Raw genomic sequence first — 19196 nt, 5'->3', positions numbered from 1 at the left:
CAAGCGCCATGCGACCAATGTCTAGGGTTTTGAACGTCGTCGCCATAACCAGCCTTTCGTCATTTTGCGGTACAAGTGTGCATGGATTCGCACACAACGCCCGGGCTCTGGTCGCGCGACTTTGAAGCAGGACTTGCGGTCTGCGCCCAGGGTACTCTTCGTTTCGAGCGCCGCGGCGACGCCGGTGTCACCCTCGCGTTCGTGGGCGCTGCGCCCCTTTCGCTCGAAGCCCAGTGTCTGCTGGCCGGCCACGCCGTCGCAGCCATCGAACGCGCCTATCGCCTGCGGCGTCTCCCGGGCACCGCCCGACAAGAGCAGCCGCCCTTTTCTCCGCGTCCTACTGCCCCGTGTCGCCGACCGCGCATCGCATCCCCAGATCAGCCAGCGCTCCCTTGAGCAGACCGCGTTGGGCAGACCGCGATAAGGGCGGCCAATGACGGCGATGCAGCGCCCAATACCATCGGACATGGTCGCCCCTGCACGCTCCCACGCCCTCCTACGATGTGAGAATGGCGCTTTCTGCCGGCCAACTCCCAGGCCGAGATGCAGGACAAGCGCCGCGCAAATGCTCGCCCATGGCGGCGTTGTTCTGGTCTCGCGCAACCGACAGCGCCGAGTTGCCCGCGGCGTCGCACCGCTCGGGGTCCGCGCCCTGCGCGACCAGGAGATCGGCAATCTCTCGCCGGTCGAACAGCGCGGCGAGCATGAGGGCAGTCTGGCCGGCCTTGTTGGTCGTCTCGGCGTCTGCCCCGCGCTCGAGAAGCAGCCGGGCGACCGATGTGAAGCCCTTGAACGCCGCGCCCATCAGCGCGGTATTGCCGCGCGCGGCATCACCCGCCTCGGGATCGGCGCCGTGATTGAGCAGCAGCGCCACGGCCTCGTCATGCCCATGATAGGCCGCCAGGATGAGCGGGGTATAGCCCCGCTCATCCTTTGCCTCGACCGCGCAGCCCGCATGCAGCAGGGCCGGCAGCACGTCGGTCCGTCCCAGCTGCGCCGCATCGAACATCAGTTCGCGCAGCCGCTCGGGCGAGGGCAGGGGCGGCAGATCGCCGGGCTCATTTGGCATCCATGTCGACCTTGAGTTCGCGGGGCCAGAAGCGCAGCGCCGCGATCGTGTCGACGAAGGCCGCCGCATCCTTGGCGGCGCCAAGCTCGATACAGGCATCGTCGAGCTTCTGGAGGATGCCGGCATTGGCAAAGATCGGCTGCGCATCGAGCGTGAGGCCGATATATTTGCAATGGCCAAAGGCATCGCGCACGAAGTCCTGCGTGGCCGCGTCATCGGCAAGCAGCGCAGCGCCGTCGGCCGAGACGACGATGGCCACCGCGTCGAACAGCACCGAAGGTCCGCCGTCGATCTTCTGCTTGGCCGCGACCTTGGTGCCATCATCAAGCGTCACGCCGCCGATCTTGGGGGCGATCACGTCATAGACCGCGCCCACCTTGTCGAGCGCCTTGACGAGGCCGCCAAACAGCGCGGCATCGGCGCCGTCGCTCAGGAGAATGCCAAGCTTGCAGCCCTTGAAGCTCGGCGGTCCGTTCTTCACGATCGACAGCGCGTCCGACGGCGGCAAATCGCTCCGGGTCGGCTGCGCAGCCTGCGCGGGCGCGGGCAATTCGGGAAGGCCCAGGCCGTCCGCGACGGTGCCGGCCAGGCCGTCGTCGATGTTGATGAGGTGCGAGACGACACGGGCGCGAATGTCCGGGCGTTCGACCTTGCTGAGCTCGAAAACCAAGGCATCAGCGATATGCTTCTGCTCGATCGGCTCCTGGCTCACATAGAATTGCCGGGCCTGGCTGTAGTGATCGGCAAAGCTTTCCGGGCGGATGCGCAGCTTGGCGCCATCCGCCTCCTCGGCGAAGCTTCGGAACCCCCGGACCGGATCCTCGCGCGGTCCGCCGAGCGTCGCACCCCAGCTGTTGGGCTCATAATTGACCCGCCCCCGGGGGTTGGTCATCGCCATATGACCGTCCTGCTGGAAATGGGCGACGGGGCATTTGGGCGCGTTGATCGGGATATGCGTGAAATTGGGCGAGCCCAAGCGCTTGAGCTGAGTATCGAGGTAGGAGAAATTACGCCCCTGGAGCAGCGGGTCGTTGGTGAAGTCGATACCCGGCACGACATTCTGCGTGCAGAAAGCAACCTGTTCGGTCTCGGCGAAGAAATTGTCGACCACCCGGTCGAGCACCAGACGGCCCACGACCCGGACGGGCAGTATCTCTTCGGGAATGATCTTGGTCGCGTCGAGCACGTCGAAATCGAACTGGTCGGCGAACGCCTGGTCGAACAGCTGGACGCCGAGCTCCCATTCGGGAAAGTCACCGCCATTGATCGCTTCCCACAGATCGCGGCGATGAAAGTCCGGGTCGGCGCCGTTGATCTTGACCGCCTCGTTCCACAGCACCGACTGCAGGCCCTGCTTGGGCTTCCAGTGGAACTTGACGAAGGTCGACTTGCCCTCGGCGCTGACAAGCCGGAAGGTATGGACGCCAAAGCCTTCCATCGTGCGGAATGAACGCGGGATCGCCCGGTCCGACATGGCCCACATGATCATGTGCATGGATTCGGGGGTCAGGCTGATGAAATCCCAGAAATTGTCATGGGCGGTCTGCGCCTGCGGGAAGGCGCGGTCGGGTTCGGGCTTTGCCGCATGGACGAGGTCGGGAAACTTGATCGCATCCTGGATGAAGAAGACCGGGATGTTGTTGCCGACCAGATCCCAGTTGCCTTCCTTGGTATAGAGCTTGACCGCGAAGCCGCGCACGTCACGCGCCAGGTCGAACGAACCCTTCGAGCCCGCCACGGTCGAGAAGCGAACGAAGGCGGGCGTGCGCTCGCCCACGCGCTGGAAGATGTCCGCCCGGCTGATGTCGGCGAGGCTGTCGGTCAGCTCGAAAAAGCCGTGCGCGCCATAGCCGCGGGCATGGACCACGCGCTCGGGGATCCGCTCATGGTCGAAGTGAAAGATCTTCTCGCGAAAATGAAAATCCTCGAGCAGCGTCGGACCGCGCGCGCCTTGCTTCAGGCTGTTCTGATCGTCGGCGACCGGAACCCCTTGGCTCGTGGTGAGCGCCGGCGCGCCGTCGGCCGCGACCTGATGGGTCTCGCCGCCGTCGCCCTGTTTTTCAGCATAGCTTTCGGACAGCTGTGCGTCGGGAGGCACGGGCGAGGCCTTCTGCCGGGATTCCCCGGACACCGGCTTCCCCGGAGCGATGTCGGCCGGAACGATCACAGCGGTATCGGTCGCGGGTTTCCTGGGCATGGGAGCTCCTGTCACTGGTCATGTCGGTGAACCCGCCCACGCCGGACGCTGGGCAGGTATGACGGACAAACCCCCGGGGACAGTTTAAGTTTCCCAGGCCGAGCAGATTAGGAGCCGCCTCGTCCGACAGGGCGCACAGAGGCCGGGCACCCTATCGGATAACGGTCAGTCGCTTAGTTCTGCAACAGCGAGCGTAGCATCCAGGCCGTCTTTTCGTGCACGGTCAGCCGCTGGGTCAAAAGATCGGCGGTGGGCTCGTCGCTCGCCTTGTCAGCCAGGGGGAAGATCGAGCGCGCGGTGCGCGCCACCGCCTCATGGCCCGTCACCAGGATGGCGACCATGTCGAGCGCCTTGGGCGGATCGACGGGCGCATCGTCGATCGATGCCAGTTCGCTGAACTGCGCGTAGGAGCCCGGCGCCTTGTGTCCCAGCGAACGAATGCGCTCGGCGATGAGATCGACCGAGTTCCACAGCTCGGTATATTGCACCATGAACATGTTATGGAGCGTGTTGAACATCGGGCCGGTCACGTTCCAATGGAAATTGTGGGTGGTGAGGTAGAGCGTATAGGTGTCGGCCAAGAGACGGGAGAGACCTTCGGCGATGGCCGCGCGGTCCTTCTCGCCGATGCCGATATCGATATGCCCTTCGGTGGCTTTGCCCATGGCTGTCTCCATCTTGGGATTGAACTTGGGAAGATATGGCGGCGATGTCGCAGCGCCAACCATTCAAGCAACTTGCGAGGAGGACAAAATCATGAGCCGTCATAGGCTTGCGCCCCGCCCCGAGTGCCCAGAGGTGCTGCGCGCCGTCGTCGGTTTCGACCGCCCGCTCCAGACCCTATTTGCGTAGGTCTTCTCGCGTACCCCCGAGGCCGAAGATCCCGAGGCCGGGAGCGCCCGGGACAATAAGGAGGATGGGGATGAGGATGGCGAAATCCTGCTGTGGGTCGGCACCGAGCCGGGCGAACTGCTCGACCCCGAGGCCGCGATCGCGCTTGTCGCGCCCCATGCGCTCATTCCGGACGATCTCGCCGCGCGTCTGCGCGAAGAGATGAACGCCGCCGCCGGCAAGCGCGACGGCGCGCACCAGATCGAGGTCAAGCGGATCCTGTTCGGTTCGCAGCATTAGGCTTCAAGACCGGACTGCGCGGACAAGACGGGCCAGTTTCAGGCCATCGCCCGCGGGAAGACGCGGGCGATGCTGGGCGCCTGGCGGCGCCTGCTCGGCCGAACGGCCGAGGAGAGGAGGGGGTGAGGGACTGGCGTCCCGGACAAGGGGTTCGAGGACGCTTTCGACAACGGAGAAGTCCCATGAACATCGGTTCCATCGCCAAGAACGCCGCCGGCCACCTCGTCGGCCGTGTCTCCACCCTGACCGTCGAGCTCACCATCGCGCTCCGCCCGGTCCACTCGGCCAATCCCAACGCGCCCAAATTCGAGGTGATGGCGCTGTCGGCTGCGCGCGCCTGGGTCCGCGTCGGCGCGCTGTTCGAGCTCGCCTCGCGCGAAAGCGGCCTCATCTTCTACAACGGCAAGATCGAGGATCCGAGCTTCGCCCAGCCGCTCTATGTCTCGCTGTTCCAGCAGCAGGACGGCTCCTACAATGTCGTCTGGTCGCGCCCCTCGCGCCGCCGCGAACTCCCCGCCGAAATCGCGATGCCCGCCGATGAGGGCCTGCCGCCGCTGCCGGGCGACGACGCCGCCCAGGCCGGACAGCGCGAGCCCGAAGGGCTGGGCGCCTCGACCGCGGGCGACGATTTTGGCGGTGATGATGCGCAGGCGCCCGCCCAGGGCCGCCGCGGCCGTCGCCAGCGCGCGGTCGAAACCGCCGACTGACCGCAACCATCCTCTTACCCTTTCCGCGCCGCGCCTCCGGCGCGGAAGGCTCTGGCAGGATCCGCCGCGCTTCCCCCGCGCAGCGGGTCCTGTCTTCGTTTCGGCTGGAAAGGGCCGATCCAGTCCGGCTCAGAACGGAAAAAAGGCCTGGATCGCGAGGATCGCCACGGTTGCGGTCAGGAGGTTGAGCGGCAGGCCGACCCGGACGAAGTCCATATAGCGATAGCCCGCCATTTGGTAGACGATGACGTTGGTCTGGTAGCCGAAAGGGGTCGCGAAGGCGGCGCTCGCGGCCATCATGACTCCGACCAGAAAAGGCCGCGGGCTGACCCCAAGACTGTCGGCCAGCGCCACGGCGACAGGCGTCACGAGCACCGCCACGGTGGCGTTGGACAGAAGCTCGGTCAGCACCATCGTGGCGAGGTAGAGAACGATCAGCGCGACGAGCGGGCTCAGCCCGTGGACGCTGGAAATCAGGAACTCCGAGGCCTCGCCCGCCAGCCCGCTCGATTCCATGGCGATGCCGATCACCACCATGCCCGCGATGAGGATCAGGATTTCCGGACGCAGTCCGCCATAGGCCTCGTCGGCGCTGATCACGCGCAACAGGATCAGAAGGACCGCGCCGCTGAGCGCCGTCGCCGCGATCGGTGCGACCCCGAACGCCGCCAGCGCGATCGCGCCGGCAAAGATGGCAAAGGCCATCGCGGCCTTGAGCGGTTGGAAGGGGCGCTTTTGCGCGAACAGCCTCGCGTCGCCGACCTGGGCATTGCCGATATGGACGGGTTCGAGCGGTCCGGGCTCGCGGTCCCGCTCGTCGCTCTCATGCGCCCGCAGCAGCCGACCGCTGACGAAATAGAGATAGAGCCCGCCGACCAGGGCGATCGGCAGGCCCACGGGCGTGATCTCGAAAATGCCGAAGCGCGCCTGCCCGGCTATGCTCGCCATGTCGTCGACGAGAAGGTTCGTCGAGGTGCCCACCAGCGTGCAGCAGCCGGTGAGCACGGTGATGTAGGACAGCGGCATCAGATAGCGCTTGGGCGACTGTCCCAGGGTGCGTGCGATATCGCGGATCACCGGCGCGCCCAGCACCACGATCGGCGTCGAATTGAGAAAACAGGAGAGGCCGCCGATCATCGAGAGGAGCAGCCACACCCCCTTGGCGCCCAGGCGCCGGCAGAGACCGACGCCGAGTTCGATGGCCCGGCCGAGCAGGCCTGAGAGCTCCAGCGCATAGGCAATGACGAACAGCGAGGCGAGGGCGATGATGGCGGGACTGGCGAAAGCGCCTTGCACGTCGACCGGTCGCACGACCCCGGTCATGAGGAGGATCGCCGCGCCCGCAAGCGCCACGACGTCGGCGCGCAGCCGGTCCCAGATCATCACGCCGACCACGCCGACCAGCACGAGCAAGGTGAGAATTTGATCGATCGTCATCGCGTCCCTGCCTCGAACCCAGGTCCGCCCCTGTCAACGCCCGGTCAAAAGAAACAGGCCGGGCGGGGTGGAGCCGGCCTTGCAATTTGGTATCACCAGGACATGCGCGAGCCCAATCTCAGGACCAGCCGTCTTGCCATTGCCGGCGGTCTCGTGGCCGCGCTCGCGCTGGCGGGCGGGGGATTCCTGCTCGGGCGCAGCACGTCGCCGAGGCCGGACAGCGCGCCGCCGCCCGCGACCCAGCCCGCGCCGCCGTCGCCGGCGGCACAGCCTGAACCGCCGCATATCCTCGGCCGCGAGGACCTCGTCGCGCTCGTCGCCAAGGCGGCCGATGCCGCCGCATCGGGGCAGACGCTGCCGACCGGCCTGCAGGGCCAGCGGTTCGAGCTCGTCCTCCCTTTCGGCTGCGCCGGGCCTGCCACTGCCGACAGCGCCGCGCCCGTGCGCTGGCGCTATGATGCCGCGCAGCAGACCCTGCGCGTTCATGTCGCGCCCGCCCGCTGGTCGCTGGCCGACTGGGGGCTTGCTCCGGATAAGGGCGGGGACGGGACGAGCGGCGAAGGGGATACGGGCGTGGACGCCAGGGCGGGGGAAGCGGGCGGGCAGGCCCGGCTCGAGGGCTTCTGGATCGAGCGGCCCTGGTCTAACGCCGAGACCTGTCCGCCCGTTGCTCCCGGACCGCCTGCAAGCGAGGGGGCACCTCCGCTGCCGACGGAGCAGACGCTCGCCCTTGCCCAATGGCGCAGCGAGCCGGGACGCACCGATACAGCGCGGGCTGGGCGGGCCTATGACCTGGTCAAGCGGCTGGCGCCGGACGCAGCGCCCGGGCCGAAGGGGCTCCGTATCCGGCTCATCGGCCGGCTCGCCCGCCTTCCGGATGGCGGCAGCCTGCGCTGCACCCAGGCCGCCGGCCCGGACCAGCGCCCGGTCTGCCTCCTTGCCATCGCGCTCGACGAGGTGCGCATCGAGAACCCCGCCGATGGGGCGGTGCTCGGCACCTGGTCGGAGGCCATCGTCCAGCCCTGACGGCGCGCGGGCGCTGATGCGGTGCTCTCGCTCAAGCCGATAGCCCGGGCGGGCGAGGGCCGCCTGCTTCGCGCAAGATCGCCGGGCCGCCCGGACCGCTTGGTATCCCAGGGGAACCCGTCGGCGCGCCATTGGTCGCTCGCCCTGCGCCCGCGTCCGGCCGGTCTGCCGGCGCATGAGCCTCGCCCGCCGCGCCGGGTGCCAGGGCCATTGCCGCAAGGGGAGCCGATCCTGGGGGCGGCCTGACAATTGTCCGTTCACCGCCGGCCTGGGCTGCCAGCGTCCCTTCCGCGCCGTTGACGTGACACCTGCGGCGAGGGGATGGGCCCGGCAACCCCGTTCCAGGCGCCCGTGTTGCCGCTGCGCGGCGGCCCGCGCCAGCGCCTTCCAGGGGTTCCCCTCCCGCGCTGCGCGCGTCGGTGCAGGTCCCAGCCCCACGCCGCCAATCGGTGTCACCGGCGGGAAGGAACGCCGGCAACCCAAGGAGGCTCATCATGAACGAAGTCAATCTCACCGGCCGCGTCGCCAAGGATCCGCAGACCCCCTCGGGCAATGGCCCCGTCACCCTCATCGTCGCGACCGACCGGGTCAAGCTCAAGGACGGCAAGACCTATATCGACGAGTCGACCGGCTACACGGCCAAGACCACCGAGTTCCACAAGGTCACCTGCTTCAACGGCCAGGGCAAGGCTGCGGCCACGCGCAAGAAGGGCGACGTCGTCGCCATTTCGGGCTATCTGCACTATTCGAGCTGGGAAGACCGCGACGGCAACGCCCGCTACGGCGCCGAGGTCATCGCCGACCGGCTCCACTTCTTCTGACAGGCGAAGGGCGGCGCCCATGCGCCGCCCTTCGCTGGCCGCAGGTGCGCATCCCCCGCGCGCCTGCGGCACTCTTGCACAAAGGACCGCTCTTGGAACCCGACACGCCCCTCGCCGCCACACCCAGCCGCCGCATCGCGCTTCTCATCGATGCCGACAATGTGAGCCATGCCAAGATCGGCGCCATCCTCGCCGAGCTCAGCAAATATGGCACTGCCAATATCCGCCGCGCCTATGGCAACTGGGCGGCGACGACGCTCAAGGGCTGGACCGGAAAGCTCCACGATTTCGCGATTCGGCCCATCCAGCAGTTCAGCTATTCCACCGGCAAGAACGCCACCGATATCGCGCTCGTCATCGACGCGATGGAACTGCTCTATACCCAGGACCTGGACGCCTTCGCGATCGCGTCGAGCGATGCCGACTTCACGCCGCTGATCATGCAGCTCAAGGCCAATGGCCATGAGGTCTACGGGTTCGGCGAGCGCAAGACGCCGACGCCTTTCGTCAACGCCTGCACCACTTTCCTCTTCCTTGACGGCCTCGAGGACAGCACCCCGCCTGCCGAACCGGAGGCCGAGGCTCTGGCTGCTGCGCCGCACAAGGTGCGCGGTCGCCGCAAGGCGGCGCCTGCCACTGCGCCGGCCGCTGCCGCCGCGCCTGCCGCTCCGCCAGAAGCGACGACGACGCCGGTCGCCAAGTCGCTCGCGCAGGACAGCAAGCTCATCACCACCCTGCGCGGCGCGGTCGAGGCCGCGGCCCGCGACGATGGCTGGGCGCACATGGCGGCGGCCGGCAGCGCGGTAAAGCGCCAGGCGCCGATCGATCCGCGCAACTATGGGGTCAAGAATTTCCCCCGACTGTTCGAGGCGACCGGCCTGTTCGTCATCATGAAGGGCGACAACGGCCAGACCTATGTCGCGGACAAGCGCAACACCGACCGCGCCGCCAAGCCCGGCGGCTAGGTCGAAGACCGGGCCGGGCGCTCAGCGCGGCCCGGCCTGCGCCCGCAGATGGGCGATGATCCGCGTCCATTCCTCGCCATGGGCCACGCCCGGGTCCTCGATCGCGGCGAGGACGGTCTGGACCTGCGGCAGGAAGCTTTGCCACATTGGCGCGCCCTCGAAGCGGATGTCGCAAGCCAGGCCCTCCGCCTCGCACAGCGCCCGCGCGGCGCGCTCGCTGCCCTTGCCTTTGACCATGATCTTCGTGTCCCGCATTTGACGCCCGAGTCCCTGGCGTCCGGTCTCGAAAATAGCCCTAGCGCCTGGCCCGCGCCAGCGATCTCGTGGGCAGGGCGATCCTCGATAGTCCGAGCTGGGCTGGATATCCCGTCGCCGGCGCGGCGGGGCGCGATAAAAGGGAGGGGGGCGGCGCATCCCGGCCGCCGGCCGGGACCGGCGCTCTAGTCGCTGGCGCTCCCGGAGCCGCGCCTGCGCCGCGTCTCCGCCCTGCCGGGTGACGATCACCTTGCGGGGGCGCCAACCGGATCCCCCAGTTTTCTATTTATCTCTCTCTAGTCGTCCAAGTGTGGCGTGCGGGGATCGGCGCTCGTCAAGGATGAGCGGTCCCCCCAATTTTGACGGCGCCGCCGCGTGCCGCGCCGACCCCGACAAAATCGGTTCCCCCACTCCCCGCAAAGCGGCGGCGACCGGAGACCGGTCGCCGTCCCTGACCAGCTTGACCGCCGCACGCCCGGCGGAGGACCTCATCGAATGGATGAGACACTCACACGGAGGCACTCATGACCAACTTCACCAACTTCGCCGATCTCGCCAGCTTCATCGCCGCAAGCCGCGACAATGACGACGCCAGCCGCAATTATGGAGCCGCCTTCATCGAGCATAGCGAGATGGCCAAGCTCTCCATCGTCGAGGCGCCCGAAGCGCTCGACATGCCCGACCCGGAGCAGGTTCGCGCCGCGGTCGACATGATGATGCAGACGATGTTCGACGTCCTGCGCGACACCAGGATGGAAGCCTATGCCGCCGATCTCGCCTGGGGCTTTGCCAACAGCTTCCATGTCGTGGCCAAGCGCATCGAGGGCCGCGAGGATGACGCCGCCAAGGCGCTCGGGGAGCTCGCGCGCCACTACGACCCCTCGGAAATCTACGCGACGGAACTCGAGGACACGCAGCTGCTCTGCCAGACGCTGCAGGGATGCCGCGAAGCGATGGAATGCATGCGCGACCATGCCGCCGAAGTCTACCGGGTCGAGACCGGCAAGCCCTTCTCGCCCGTCAAGGGCAGCCGGGTATCCTCCGCGCTCAGCGCCTCGATGATCGACGCGCGCGATTATCTGGCAGGACGCGCCCGGACGCGCCGCGAACAGTTCGCGCCCGATGGTCCGGTGGTCATCTTCTCGGGCGGCCAGGTCTGGGAAGATCATGACCTGCTCTACAAGGGTCTCGACCGCATCAAGACGCGCATCCCCGAGATGATCCTCGCCACGACCGCGCAGGCCAAGGGCTGCGATGCCATTGCCCACGCCTGGGCCGCCGCTCGCGGCGTCAAGGTCATCCAGTTCCGCCTGGACCGCAGCCAGGGCAACCGCGCCGCCTTCGTCCGCAACGACCGGCTGGTGAACCTCAAGCCCGTCGAAGCGGTCATCTGCGAGGGCTCCGGCATCCAGATGAACCTCGCACAGAAGCTGCGCCAGGCCGGGGTTCCGCTCCACGTCGTCAATCTCGCCCACCAGCGGACGGCCAAGCGGGCATGAGCCCATCGGAGAGGCTCCGGCTCAGGCCGGGGCCTCTCCTCCGTCTTTTCGTCTGGCAGGGCGGCGCGCCGGGGCATCGAACCCCGTCGCGCCGCGCCAAAGGCGGCCCTGAAACCTCTATCGGCGGGCTCTGGAGACCGGCCCGCAAAGCCCAAAGAAAAGAGGGGTGGAAAGGCGCGAGCCAACAGACAAGGAGAGCTCCCATGTCGATCCCGTTTCGCAATGCTGCCGCCGCGTCCACGATCCAATATCGCCCGCTCGTGGCCCGCATCAGCGCGCGACACTATGCCCGCCTGCGCACCTATCTCGAAGCCGAAGCGCTCCGGCAGGGTCTCGACCTCCTGCGGCAGAAAGAGGGCGACGAGCAGGCGCTGGACTATGCGCTGAGCGCCCGGGTCGACACGCTGGCCCTGGCCGCCCTCGCCAGGCTCTTCGACTATGACGCTGATGTGATCGCGGTCCTCGACGAAGCGCAGTTCACGCGCGCACAGATCCGCACCCGCCGCCTGCCGATGAGCGGCGACATTGTGCTCGAAATCGGCGGGCAGGGCGCGGTCGACGGCGCCGGTATGAGCGCGCCGGAATCGGCAGTGCAGGGCGGGGCACGATGACACGCCGGGCACGTCCTTTGCAGCCCGAACGCGCGCCGCGCCTCGACCTTTTGATGTTGTTCGGCCACGCGCCAGTCGATGCCTTGTGGGAAGCGGAAAAGGCCGGCTGGCGCGCCTTCGTCATGGGTCATGGCGGGAGCAGCTACCGGCGGGGCAGCGCGAGAGATCAAGCCTGGCAGCGGGGCTTCGACGCGGCGGCGGCAAGTCGCGATCCCGCCCGCCTGATGCTTTAGGCAAATAGCTGCCAAAGCCGACGCAATTCGCCAACTATTCCTGCATCATTTGATGCTACAAACACGGTGCGACCCGAGGGACTCGCGGCTTTTGTTGCGAGCACCCCAAACTTGAGGCGATCCCTGCATCATCAGGGGTCGCCTTTTTCTTGGCGGGATGCCCGTGAACCCGCTCTGAACCGCCGCCCGTCGCTGCGGATTTCCGCTTCTACCGGCCATCCCCGCGCCGGTTCGCCCGGCTCGCTCGCGACCCCCAAGCGGACCCTTCGGTCCGCGGGCCGCTCGCCTCGGCCGGGGCGCCCCCACGAGAGGAAAATATCTCTCACAGACATCCCATGATGTCAGCCGTCCGGGACCGCCTCAAGGATCGACGGTCCCCCCAATTTTGACCTGGCCACCGCTCCGCTTCGCTCCACGGCAACCAGGACAAAATCGGCACCCCCGTCGCCCGCTTCGCGGCCGCCGGCGATGCCGGCGGTCCTTGACCCGATCCCGGACGGCCGACGGCCACTCCCCTGTCCTTCAAGACAAGAGGAGAAAGACGATGCAGACCCAGATGACCAGCGCCGCCGCCGACAACGCCGCCTTCTTCGCCGCCGTCGCCTGCGCACAGCGCCGCGCGCTCCACAGCTTCTTCGACCAGCATGTCATCCAGGAGAGCGAGGGCCGCTACATCAGCATCGACGAAGGCGACTATGATGCGCTGCCGATGAGGCTTATCGACCGGGTGGTGCACACAGTGCCGGGCGGTCTGTCGGACGAATATTGAAACCGAGGGGAGGGGCCGCAAGGCCTCTCCTTTTTTGCTGCTCGGGACAGACGGACGCGGGGGGCATCGAGCCCCCCGCGTCCGTGCCGCGCCGCGGCGCGGCGGGGTCGTTTCAGGCGGCGAGGCGCTTGGTGACTTCCTCGAAACCGAGCTTCTTCACCTGCGCGGCGAAGGCCTCGATGCGGTCGAGCGGGAGCTTGAGCAGCCCCGCCTTGTCGAGGGCCGCCAACGCCGCGTCGCGCTCACGTTCCGCGAGCCGCTTGCGGCGATCGGCCAGTCGCTCTTCGTCGGCGGCAATGGCCGCGCGTTCATCGTCCAGGGATTTCGCCATAGGAAGGCCTTTCGTTCAAGCTGATCGGGCTGTGAACGCGGCTCTCCTATAAGCGATGGAGAGGCCCGGCGGAAGACAGGAAAGGGATCGCTGGGCCCATCGGGCCAGGCCCGATGACGGCTCTATTCGCTAGGCCGCCGCCGACCCCTGCGGGGCCTGTCCCCGGCCAAGCGCACGGAGCCGATGCGAACGCCTCGTCTCCGCCCATCCGGGTGACGATCCTCGCCTGGGGCGGGGGCGTTTCGCCCCCGCTGCCAAAGCGACGGAGACCTCACGCAGGCGGGGCTGCGGGTTCCCCTTGCGTCAGAGCAAAAGAACGTTGCCTGCGCATTTGAGGCGGACGTCCGAAGGGCCAGTCGGGACCGACAACGTGTCACCGCTCGCACCACCGCGCCGCTTTATGCCGCACTGGCGCCTCAAAGCGCCGCACCTGCCGGCCTGACCCAAGGCAAGTTCCGCCGCAAAGGGCGGAGCGCCGCCCGCCGGAGGCCGGTTCCATCCCCTCATAGACGACGACCCGCACGTCCCAGGGCAACGGGGCAAACTCTCAGGATTTTAGCACACCCTACGCAGCAAGCTGCAGGAAATAAGCCCGCAATCCAACGGGTTACGGCAGAGGGGCCGGTGTTTACACTGTATGACGCGCGCGGCCGAAGTAATAATAAGCCCTAATTCAATATCTTAGCTGTCATCGCTGTTTACGGCGGCCCTACTGACTGCGCCTATTCTTGCGGAGCGTCGCGCTCTCCTCTATAAGCGGCATCGCGCTTCAAGCTCCACCAGCCTCTCTGCTAGGAGGCTGGCTTGTCCCACAGTTCGAAGATCGTCTCGCTGCGCATGGCGCGAGACCGGTTCGACCGTCTCGTCGCGGTCGCCGATGCGCGTCACTGTCGGCCGTCCGACGTCATCCGCCGCGCCATCGATGCCTATCTTGGCGGAGCTTCGGTCCTGACTGCCAGCCAGCTTCGTCTCGCGCGCATCGGCGAGTTCCAGCAGCTCGCCCTCGACATCATCATCCGCGAGCAATTTCCCGAATTCCGCGACCGCATCGTCGCGGAAACTGACAAGCGCCTGGAGCAGTATCATGGCGCGTAAAAACGACATTCGCACAGACGGCCGGGTCATCCCCTTGACCCATCACAGCGCGCGCGGACGGGTGCAGCGCAATTCGGGCAATTTTACCCGCGGCTCGCAGCTTCTCACCCACGAACTTCTGATGTGGTTCTCGGGTGCGAAACTGCCCATCCTGATGTGGTTCTTCCTGTTCGCGGCCGCCTGGTTCGTGATCATGTCGATCAAGCTCGACGAGCACGGCTTCCAGCTCATCTGCATGAAGATCTATGCGGCGCTCTGGAACTGGGTCGACCTCAACCCCAACAAGCGCGTCAACGTCACCCTGCCGAGCGGCGAGGTCATGCGTACGGTGATGCCCGCGGTGCCTTATATCGCCGAGGTCATCCAGGCCTGGAAGATCGCGATGAAAGGCCTTCTGGCGGCCTTCTTCGTATCCATCTTCATCTCCATCCCGGTCGCACTCTGGTTCGTCGATCTTTCGCGCCGGCGGGGCAAGACGATCCTTCAGGAACGCCACGAGCGCGGAGCCATGCTGGTCGCCCGCCATGTCCTGCTCAATGAGATCAGCCAACATAATTATGCGAAGTTCGAAGAGGAGGCGCAGGATCGCTTGCCCGGCCTCGCCCCGGCCAAGATTCTCGACATGCCGTTTCGTGCCCGCAAGGCGGCGGGTATCCATCACCCCTATACGCTTGCGGGCATCCCCTATCCGCATCGCACCGAGCAGTCGCATACCATGCTCATCGGTACGACCGGATCGGGCAAGACGACCGAACTCAGGAGCCTGGTTTCGCAGATGCGGGCCCGCGAGGACACGGCCGTCATCTTCGATCTCACCGGCGCCTATGTCGAAGCCTTCTACGATCCCGCGCGCGATATGATCCTCAACCCAATGGACGCGCGCTGCCCGGCCTGGTCGATCTTCAACGACTGCACCACGCATAGCGAATTCACTGCCGCAGCGGCGGCGCTCATTCCCTCGGACGGCGGCTCTGCCGAACCCTTCTGGGCGCTCGCGGCGCGCACCCTCTTCATCGAGATGTGCATCCGGCTCCAGGAGCGCGGCGCGACGACCAATCTCGCGCTCTCCGAGAACCTGATGACGGCCGACCTGAAGCGGGTTCACCGTTTCCTTGCCAACACGATCGCGGACCCGCTCACCGCGCCGGAAGCCGCACGCATGGCGGAATCGATCCGCGCGGTCTTCAATACCAATGCGCAGGTGCTGCGCTTCCTTCCCGACGAGGGGCCACGCTTCTCGATCCGCGACTGGATCACGACCGAGAAGAAGCCCGGCGCGATCCTGTTCATCACCTCGAACTATGTCGATCTGGCGATGAACCGGGCGCTGCTGACGCTGTGGATGGACATCGCCATCAACCGCCTCATGACCATGCCGCGCACCCGCGATCTGCGCACCTGGTTCATGTTCGACGAACTCGGCGCACTCCATCGTCTGCCCGCGATCGAGAATGGTCTCCAGACCGCCCGCGCGTTCGGCGGCGCGATGATCCTGGGGATCCACAGCTTCGAAAAACTGATCGAGGTCTATGGCGAGCAGGGTGCCCGCAATCTCGCCTCGCTCGCGCGCTCGAAGCTGATGCTCGCAACCGCCGATCTCGACACCGCCGAGCAATGCGCGCGCTACATCGGCAACCGCGAAGTACGGCAGATGGATGAAGCCTATAGCTACGGCTACAACAACACGCGCGACGCCTCGACACTGACGCCGCGCAAGCAGGTCGAGCCGCTCGTCATCGCGGACGACATCACCAACCTTCCCTCGATGCATGGTTTCGTGAAATTTCCCGACGGCTTCCCCGCCGCGCGCATCCAGCTCCAGTGGAAAGACTATCCCCAGGTCGCCCAGGGCTTCATCGCCCGTCCCAATCTCCAGCCGGTGCGATCAAGGCGCGGAGAGGAGGCGTTCGAGGGGAGCGATGGGGGCGAGGCGGGCGGGCGCGACGGCGCCGCGCAGGTGATCGGCGAGGTTGCCGTTCCCGTCAATCTGGCCAAGGAACTCGCTGCCAATATCCTGTCGGCCGAAGTCGAGGATGAGCATGATGAAGCGGCCCGCCGGGCGCAGCGTGCGGCCGAGAGCGACGAGCGGCCAGCAACCCCCACGCACGCCATCGACAAGGCACAGGCGGCGCGCGCTTCGACCGAGGATCCTCATAGCGTGCCGCGCGATCGCGACGGGCGGGGTCAACCTGCGCCAGCGCCCCAGGTCGAGGATCAGACGCTGATCGAGCTAAGGCAGGCGTTCGGGCGCGAGGACGACGGCATGGACATGGGGATCTGACATGCTGTCGGTCGCCTCGGTCCGCTCCGCTTCGGGTGCCGCGAACTATTTCGCGAAGGATGACTATTACACCGTCGAAGGATCCTCCGAGATCAGCGCCTGGGGCGGGGAGGGCGCGGGGGCGCTCGGGCTGTCGGGAGAAGTGGGCAAGGAAGCGTTCGAGGGCATGCTCAACGGCATCCTGCCTTCGGGAGAAGGGGTGGCTCAAGTAGAGAACCGGCGGGCCGGCCTCGACCTCACCTTCTCCATGCCCAAGTCAGCCTCGATCCTGGCCTATGTGGCGGGCGACAAGCGCATTCTCGCCGCCAACATGGCGGCGGTCCAGAAGACGATGGCCTGGGTCGAGAAAAACCTCGCGGAAGGTCGCAAGGATATTGGCGGGCGGACCGTCCCTGTCGCGACCGGCAACCTCGTCCATGCCCTCTTCCAGCACGACACGAGCCGCGCCCTCGATCCCCAGGGGCATATCCATGCAGTGATCGCCAACCTGACCCGTCTGCCCGACGGCAAATGGCAAGCGCTCCACGCGGACAAGATCTGGAGCCACAACACCGTCATCGGCTCGATCTACCACGCCTATCTGCGCGAAGGCATCGAGCAGCTCGGTTTCAGGATCGAGGCGCTCGGCAAGCACGGCACCTTCGAGATCGCCGGCGTACCGCGCAAGGTGATTGATGCCTACAGCCAGCGCCGCGAAGCGATCCTCGAAAAGGCGGCGGCGCTTGGCATCGTCTCACACAAGGGCCGCGACCAGATCACCACCAATACCCGCGATCCCAAGCTCAATGTCGACGATCGCGACGCCCTCAAGCAGCAATGGATCGACAAGGCCGCGACGCTCGGATTCGACGGAAAAGCCCTCGTCGAGGGCGCCCTGGCGCGGTCCGATCGCCATGGGGCGCTCGGACCCCTCGAGCGCGGCTACAAGGCGGTGACCGAGGCGATCGCCGCCGGGCGCGAAAAGCTCGGCGACCTTGTCCGGCCCGCGGATCCTTTGGTCGATCGCGGCCTTGCCCGCGTCACCCAGTCGCCCGCCATCGCGCGGGCCCAGCTCGCGGTCGCCTCGGCAGTCCGTATTCATAGCGAACGCGAGGCGGCCTTTCCCATCCATCGTCTTGCCAAGACCGCGCTCGACCTTGGCCTCAAGGACGTGACGATCGATCGGATCGAACAGCGGATCCAGCAACTCGTCGCGCGCGGCACGCTGCTCAGGGGACAGGAGCGCGCAGCCGACTTCGTCACCACCCGGCAGGCGCTTGCGACGGAAACCCAGATCCTGGCCCAGGTAGAGGCGGGCCGCGGACAGGCGAACCCAATCATCGACGCGTCAGAGGCGCCGAGCCGCCTGCAGGCCGCCGCGACGCAGCCCCTCAATACGGGCCAGCTCGCCGCCGCCACCTTGATCCTCGGCTCGGCCGACCGCACGGTCTCTATCCAGGGCATCGCCGGCGCCGGCAAATCGACGATGCTTCAGGCCGTCGCCCGCGTGGCGGAGGCGGAAGGACGCGCGATCACCGGCCTTGCCTTCCAGAACAAGATGGTCGCGGACCTCGCCGAAGGCGCAGGCGTCCCTGTGCAAACCATCGCCTCCTTCGTGCTTGCCCATGAACGGTATGTCGCCGAACCGCATGAGCCGGGCTACGATGCGGCGCGGGCGGCACATGCCGGATCGATGCTTGTCGTCGACGAGACCTCGATGGTGTCGTCGAACGATATGCTCAAGCTCCACGCCATCGTCGAGACACTTGGCGTCGACAAGCTCGTGCTGGTCGGTGACCGGCAGCAGCTCTCCTCGATCGATGCGGGCAAATCCTTTGCCATGATCCAGGCGGCGGGCGGCACGCTGGCGCGCATGGACGAGAATATCCGCCAGCGGACCGACGTCCTGCGCACCGTCGCCGCGCTTGCCAATATCGGCAAGGCAAGCGAGGCGATGCGGGTGCTGGGCGACAAGGTCATCGAAGCCTCCCAGCCCGCAGAACATGCCGCCGATCTCTGGCTGGCGCTCGATCCCGCGGAGCGCCAGGCGACCGCGGTCTTTGCCTCGGGGCGCGAGGCACGTGCGACGATCAACGAGAGGATCCAGGCGGGTCTTGCCGCCGAAGGATCGCTGGAAGGGGAGGGCATCCACCTCACGGTCTATGAGCGGGTCAACACGACGCGCGAGGAACTGCGCTACGCGGCCACCTACCGCGCCGGCATGACGCTCGAGGTCGGTCGGGGCGGCGGCCAGGACGTAGGGCTCCGCGCCGGGCGCTACGATGTCCTGGCTGTCCACGCCAATGGCAAGGTCGAGCTGGACGAAGGCCGCCGCCGAATACGTTTCGATCCGCAGAAATTGTCGCCGACCGAGATACGCGATCGCCTCCAGCTCAGCGAGAAGAAGGATCTCCACTTGCGGGCCGGTGACCGCATACGCTGGACGGCCAACGACAAGCCGCGCGGCCTGACCAACGCCTCGCTCGCTCGGGTTGTCGCCGTCGATCGCGACAGCGTGACAGTCGAGACGGCGGGGAGGGACCGGGTCGTGCTCGCGTCTGGCGATCCCATGCTGAGCCGGGTGGACCTGGCCTATGCGCTCAACATGCACATGGCGCAGGGGATCACCACCGACAAGGCCTGTCAACGCCGGTATAAAATGGGGCCAGGCACCGGTTTAAAAAGGGGCCAGTTGGTTCAGTCAAACAGCCTCGGATTGAGGCTGGGCACTATCGGCAGCGGGGAAGCGGCTGTAGCGGAGCGGAAGCCGATTTCCCGCTGCCGATAGCC

General features: G+C 66.7%; 19 protein-coding genes. 11 read left to right on the top strand and 8 right to left on the bottom strand.

From position 1 onward, the window contains the following. Positions 1 to 21 precede the first annotated feature (21 nt). The 5 genes from AB4Z00_RS17725 to AB4Z00_RS17705 all read right to left on the bottom strand — a co-directional run bounded on the left by AB4Z00_RS17725 (position 22) and on the right by AB4Z00_RS17705 (position 4394). Positions 22 to 468, bottom strand: a complete 447-nt coding sequence (locus tag AB4Z00_RS17725) for a hypothetical protein (RefSeq protein WP_313443502.1) — start codon at positions 466 to 468, stop codon at positions 22 to 24. A gap of 28 nt (positions 469 to 496) precedes the next feature. Next, positions 497 to 1069: an ankyrin repeat domain-containing protein gene (locus AB4Z00_RS17720; protein ID WP_442046754.1), complete on the bottom strand. Its 573-nt coding sequence runs from the start codon at positions 1067 to 1069 to the stop codon at positions 497 to 499. Beyond that, a complete protein-coding gene (locus AB4Z00_RS17715; RefSeq protein ID WP_442046753.1) occupies positions 1059 to 3266 on the bottom strand; it encodes a catalase in 2208 nt (735 codons plus the stop codon). Before AB4Z00_RS17715 ends, AB4Z00_RS17720 begins: the two co-directional genes overlap by 11 nt. A 173-nt stretch (positions 3267 to 3439) precedes the next feature. Continuing rightward, positions 3440 to 3931 carry a Dps family protein gene (locus AB4Z00_RS17710; protein ID WP_036529754.1) on the bottom strand — a complete coding sequence of 164 codons (492 nt, stop codon included), beginning with the start codon at positions 3929 to 3931 and terminating at the stop codon, positions 3440 to 3442. A 175-nt stretch (positions 3932 to 4106) separates the two neighbouring features. Then, positions 4107 to 4394, bottom strand: coding sequence for a hypothetical protein (locus tag AB4Z00_RS17705; protein WP_442046752.1), 288 nt, complete (start codon positions 4392 to 4394; stop codon positions 4107 to 4109). A gap of 185 nt (positions 4395 to 4579) precedes the next feature. Between AB4Z00_RS17705 and AB4Z00_RS17700 the strand changes: the two genes are divergently transcribed. Next, positions 4580 to 5104 (top strand): DUF736 domain-containing protein, encoded by a 525-nt coding sequence (locus AB4Z00_RS17700; RefSeq protein ID WP_442046751.1) that lies wholly within the window; start codon positions 4580 to 4582, stop codon positions 5102 to 5104. Positions 5105 to 5233: 129 nt separating this feature from the next. On the opposite strand, the gene AB4Z00_RS17695 is transcribed toward AB4Z00_RS17700, so the two are convergent. Next, positions 5234 to 6541 (bottom strand): SLC13 family permease, encoded by a 1308-nt coding sequence (locus AB4Z00_RS17695; protein ID WP_442046750.1) that lies wholly within the window; start codon positions 6539 to 6541, stop codon positions 5234 to 5236. A gap of 102 nt (positions 6542 to 6643) precedes the next feature. Here AB4Z00_RS17695 and AB4Z00_RS17690 point away from each other — a divergent pair, with 102 nt between their 5' ends. The 3 genes from AB4Z00_RS17690 (at position 6644) to AB4Z00_RS17680 (ending at position 9353) form a co-directional block, all read left to right on the top strand. Further along, positions 6644 to 7567: a hypothetical protein gene (locus tag AB4Z00_RS17690; RefSeq protein WP_442046749.1), complete on the top strand. Its 924-nt coding sequence runs from the start codon at positions 6644 to 6646 to the stop codon at positions 7565 to 7567. 494 nt (positions 7568 to 8061) lie between these two features. Beyond that, complete coding sequence (locus AB4Z00_RS17685) at positions 8062 to 8388, top strand: single-stranded DNA-binding protein (protein ID WP_036529745.1); 327 nt, start codon at positions 8062 to 8064, stop codon at positions 8386 to 8388. Between the two features lie 92 nt (positions 8389 to 8480). Next, a complete protein-coding gene (locus tag AB4Z00_RS17680; RefSeq protein ID WP_442046748.1) occupies positions 8481 to 9353 on the top strand; it encodes an NYN domain-containing protein in 873 nt (290 codons plus the stop codon). Between the two features lie 21 nt (positions 9354 to 9374). Here AB4Z00_RS17680 and AB4Z00_RS17675 read toward each other — a convergent pair whose 3' ends face one another. Continuing rightward, positions 9375 to 9608 (bottom strand): hypothetical protein, encoded by a 234-nt coding sequence (locus AB4Z00_RS17675; RefSeq protein WP_236727479.1) that lies wholly within the window; start codon positions 9606 to 9608, stop codon positions 9375 to 9377. A 524-nt stretch (positions 9609 to 10132) separates the two neighbouring features. Here AB4Z00_RS17675 and AB4Z00_RS17670 point away from each other — a divergent pair. The 4 genes from AB4Z00_RS17670 (at position 10133) to AB4Z00_RS17655 (ending at position 12720) form a co-directional block, all read left to right on the top strand. Next, the gene (locus AB4Z00_RS17670) at positions 10133 to 11107 is read left to right on the top strand and encodes a DUF2493 domain-containing protein (protein WP_008829872.1); all 975 of its coding nucleotides are present in this window, start codon (positions 10133 to 10135) and stop codon (positions 11105 to 11107) included. Positions 11108 to 11310: 203 nt separating this feature from the next. Further along, positions 11311 to 11718 (top strand): hypothetical protein, encoded by a 408-nt coding sequence (locus AB4Z00_RS17665; RefSeq protein ID WP_051587174.1) that lies wholly within the window; start codon positions 11311 to 11313, stop codon positions 11716 to 11718. After that, positions 11715 to 11951: a hypothetical protein gene (locus AB4Z00_RS17660; RefSeq protein WP_236727478.1), complete on the top strand. Its 237-nt coding sequence runs from the start codon at positions 11715 to 11717 to the stop codon at positions 11949 to 11951. The genes AB4Z00_RS17665 and AB4Z00_RS17660 overlap by 4 nt, the downstream gene beginning before the upstream one ends. A gap of 544 nt (positions 11952 to 12495) precedes the next feature. Further along, positions 12496 to 12720, top strand: coding sequence for a hypothetical protein (locus tag AB4Z00_RS17655; RefSeq protein ID WP_036529741.1), 225 nt, complete (start codon positions 12496 to 12498; stop codon positions 12718 to 12720). Between the two features lie 112 nt (positions 12721 to 12832). Here AB4Z00_RS17655 and AB4Z00_RS17650 read toward each other — a convergent pair whose 3' ends face one another. Continuing rightward, complete coding sequence (locus AB4Z00_RS17650) at positions 12833 to 13051, bottom strand: hypothetical protein (protein ID WP_036529740.1); 219 nt, start codon at positions 13049 to 13051, stop codon at positions 12833 to 12835. A gap of 804 nt (positions 13052 to 13855) precedes the next feature. Between AB4Z00_RS17650 and AB4Z00_RS17645 the strand changes: the two genes are divergently transcribed. From AB4Z00_RS17645 to mobF, 3 genes are read left to right on the top strand one after another with little or no spacing between them, the layout of a single operon-like run. After that, on the top strand, positions 13856 to 14146 hold the full coding sequence (locus AB4Z00_RS17645) for a hypothetical protein (RefSeq protein WP_036529739.1): 291 nt from the start codon (positions 13856 to 13858) through the stop codon (positions 14144 to 14146). Beyond that, a complete protein-coding gene (locus tag AB4Z00_RS17640; protein ID WP_442046747.1) occupies positions 14136 to 16427 on the top strand; it encodes a type IV secretion system DNA-binding domain-containing protein in 2292 nt (763 codons plus the stop codon). The genes AB4Z00_RS17645 and AB4Z00_RS17640 overlap by 11 nt, the downstream gene beginning before the upstream one ends. A gap of 1 nt (position 16428) precedes the next feature. Next, positions 16429 to 19194, top strand: coding sequence for a MobF family relaxase (mobF, locus tag AB4Z00_RS17635; RefSeq protein WP_442046746.1), 2766 nt, complete (start codon positions 16429 to 16431; stop codon positions 19192 to 19194). Positions 19195 to 19196 lie beyond the last annotated feature (2 nt).

This window comes from Novosphingobium sp. YAF33 (genome assembly GCF_052113265.1).
GTDB lineage: Bacteria > Pseudomonadota > Alphaproteobacteria > Sphingomonadales > Sphingomonadaceae > Novosphingobium.
The sequence above is the reverse complement of the archived record's forward strand: the minus strand, read 5'-3'. Positions and strand labels throughout refer to the sequence as shown.

What these genes read in the sequence shown, in the direction of transcription:
- AB4Z00_RS17725 (WP_313443502.1), bottom strand. Translation starts at nt 468, where the DNA reads ATGTCCGATGGTATTGGGCGCTGCATCGCCGTCATTGGCCGCCCTTAT.
- AB4Z00_RS17720 (WP_442046754.1), bottom strand. Translation starts at nt 1,069, where the DNA reads ATGCCAAATGAGCCCGGCGATCTGCCGCCCCTGCCCTCGCCCGAGCGG.
- AB4Z00_RS17715 (WP_442046753.1), bottom strand. Translation starts at nt 3,266, where the DNA reads ATGCCCAGGAAACCCGCGACCGATACCGCTGTGATCGTTCCGGCCGAC.
- AB4Z00_RS17710 (WP_036529754.1), bottom strand. Translation starts at nt 3,931, where the DNA reads ATGGGCAAAGCCACCGAAGGGCATATCGATATCGGCATCGGCGAGAAG.
- AB4Z00_RS17705 (WP_442046752.1), bottom strand. Translation starts at nt 4,394, where the DNA reads ATGCTGCGAACCGAACAGGATCCGCTTGACCTCGATCTGGTGCGCGCC.
- AB4Z00_RS17700 (WP_442046751.1), top strand. Translation starts at nt 4,580, where the DNA reads ATGAACATCGGTTCCATCGCCAAGAACGCCGCCGGCCACCTCGTCGGC.
- AB4Z00_RS17695 (WP_442046750.1), bottom strand. Translation starts at nt 6,541, where the DNA reads ATGACGATCGATCAAATTCTCACCTTGCTCGTGCTGGTCGGCGTGGTC.
- AB4Z00_RS17690 (WP_442046749.1), top strand. Translation starts at nt 6,644, where the DNA reads ATGCGCGAGCCCAATCTCAGGACCAGCCGTCTTGCCATTGCCGGCGGT.
- AB4Z00_RS17685 (WP_036529745.1), top strand. Translation starts at nt 8,062, where the DNA reads ATGAACGAAGTCAATCTCACCGGCCGCGTCGCCAAGGATCCGCAGACC.
- AB4Z00_RS17675 (WP_236727479.1), bottom strand. Translation starts at nt 9,608, where the DNA reads ATGCGGGACACGAAGATCATGGTCAAAGGCAAGGGCAGCGAGCGCGCC.
- AB4Z00_RS17670 (WP_008829872.1), top strand. Translation starts at nt 10,133, where the DNA reads ATGACCAACTTCACCAACTTCGCCGATCTCGCCAGCTTCATCGCCGCA.
- AB4Z00_RS17665 (WP_051587174.1), top strand. Translation starts at nt 11,311, where the DNA reads ATGTCGATCCCGTTTCGCAATGCTGCCGCCGCGTCCACGATCCAATAT.
- AB4Z00_RS17660 (WP_236727478.1), top strand. Translation starts at nt 11,715, where the DNA reads ATGACACGCCGGGCACGTCCTTTGCAGCCCGAACGCGCGCCGCGCCTC.
- AB4Z00_RS17655 (WP_036529741.1), top strand. Translation starts at nt 12,496, where the DNA reads ATGCAGACCCAGATGACCAGCGCCGCCGCCGACAACGCCGCCTTCTTC.
- AB4Z00_RS17650 (WP_036529740.1), bottom strand. Translation starts at nt 13,051, where the DNA reads ATGGCGAAATCCCTGGACGATGAACGCGCGGCCATTGCCGCCGACGAA.
- AB4Z00_RS17640 (WP_442046747.1), top strand. Translation starts at nt 14,136, where the DNA reads ATGGCGCGTAAAAACGACATTCGCACAGACGGCCGGGTCATCCCCTTG.
- mobF (WP_442046746.1), top strand. Translation starts at nt 16,429, where the DNA reads ATGCTGTCGGTCGCCTCGGTCCGCTCCGCTTCGGGTGCCGCGAACTAT.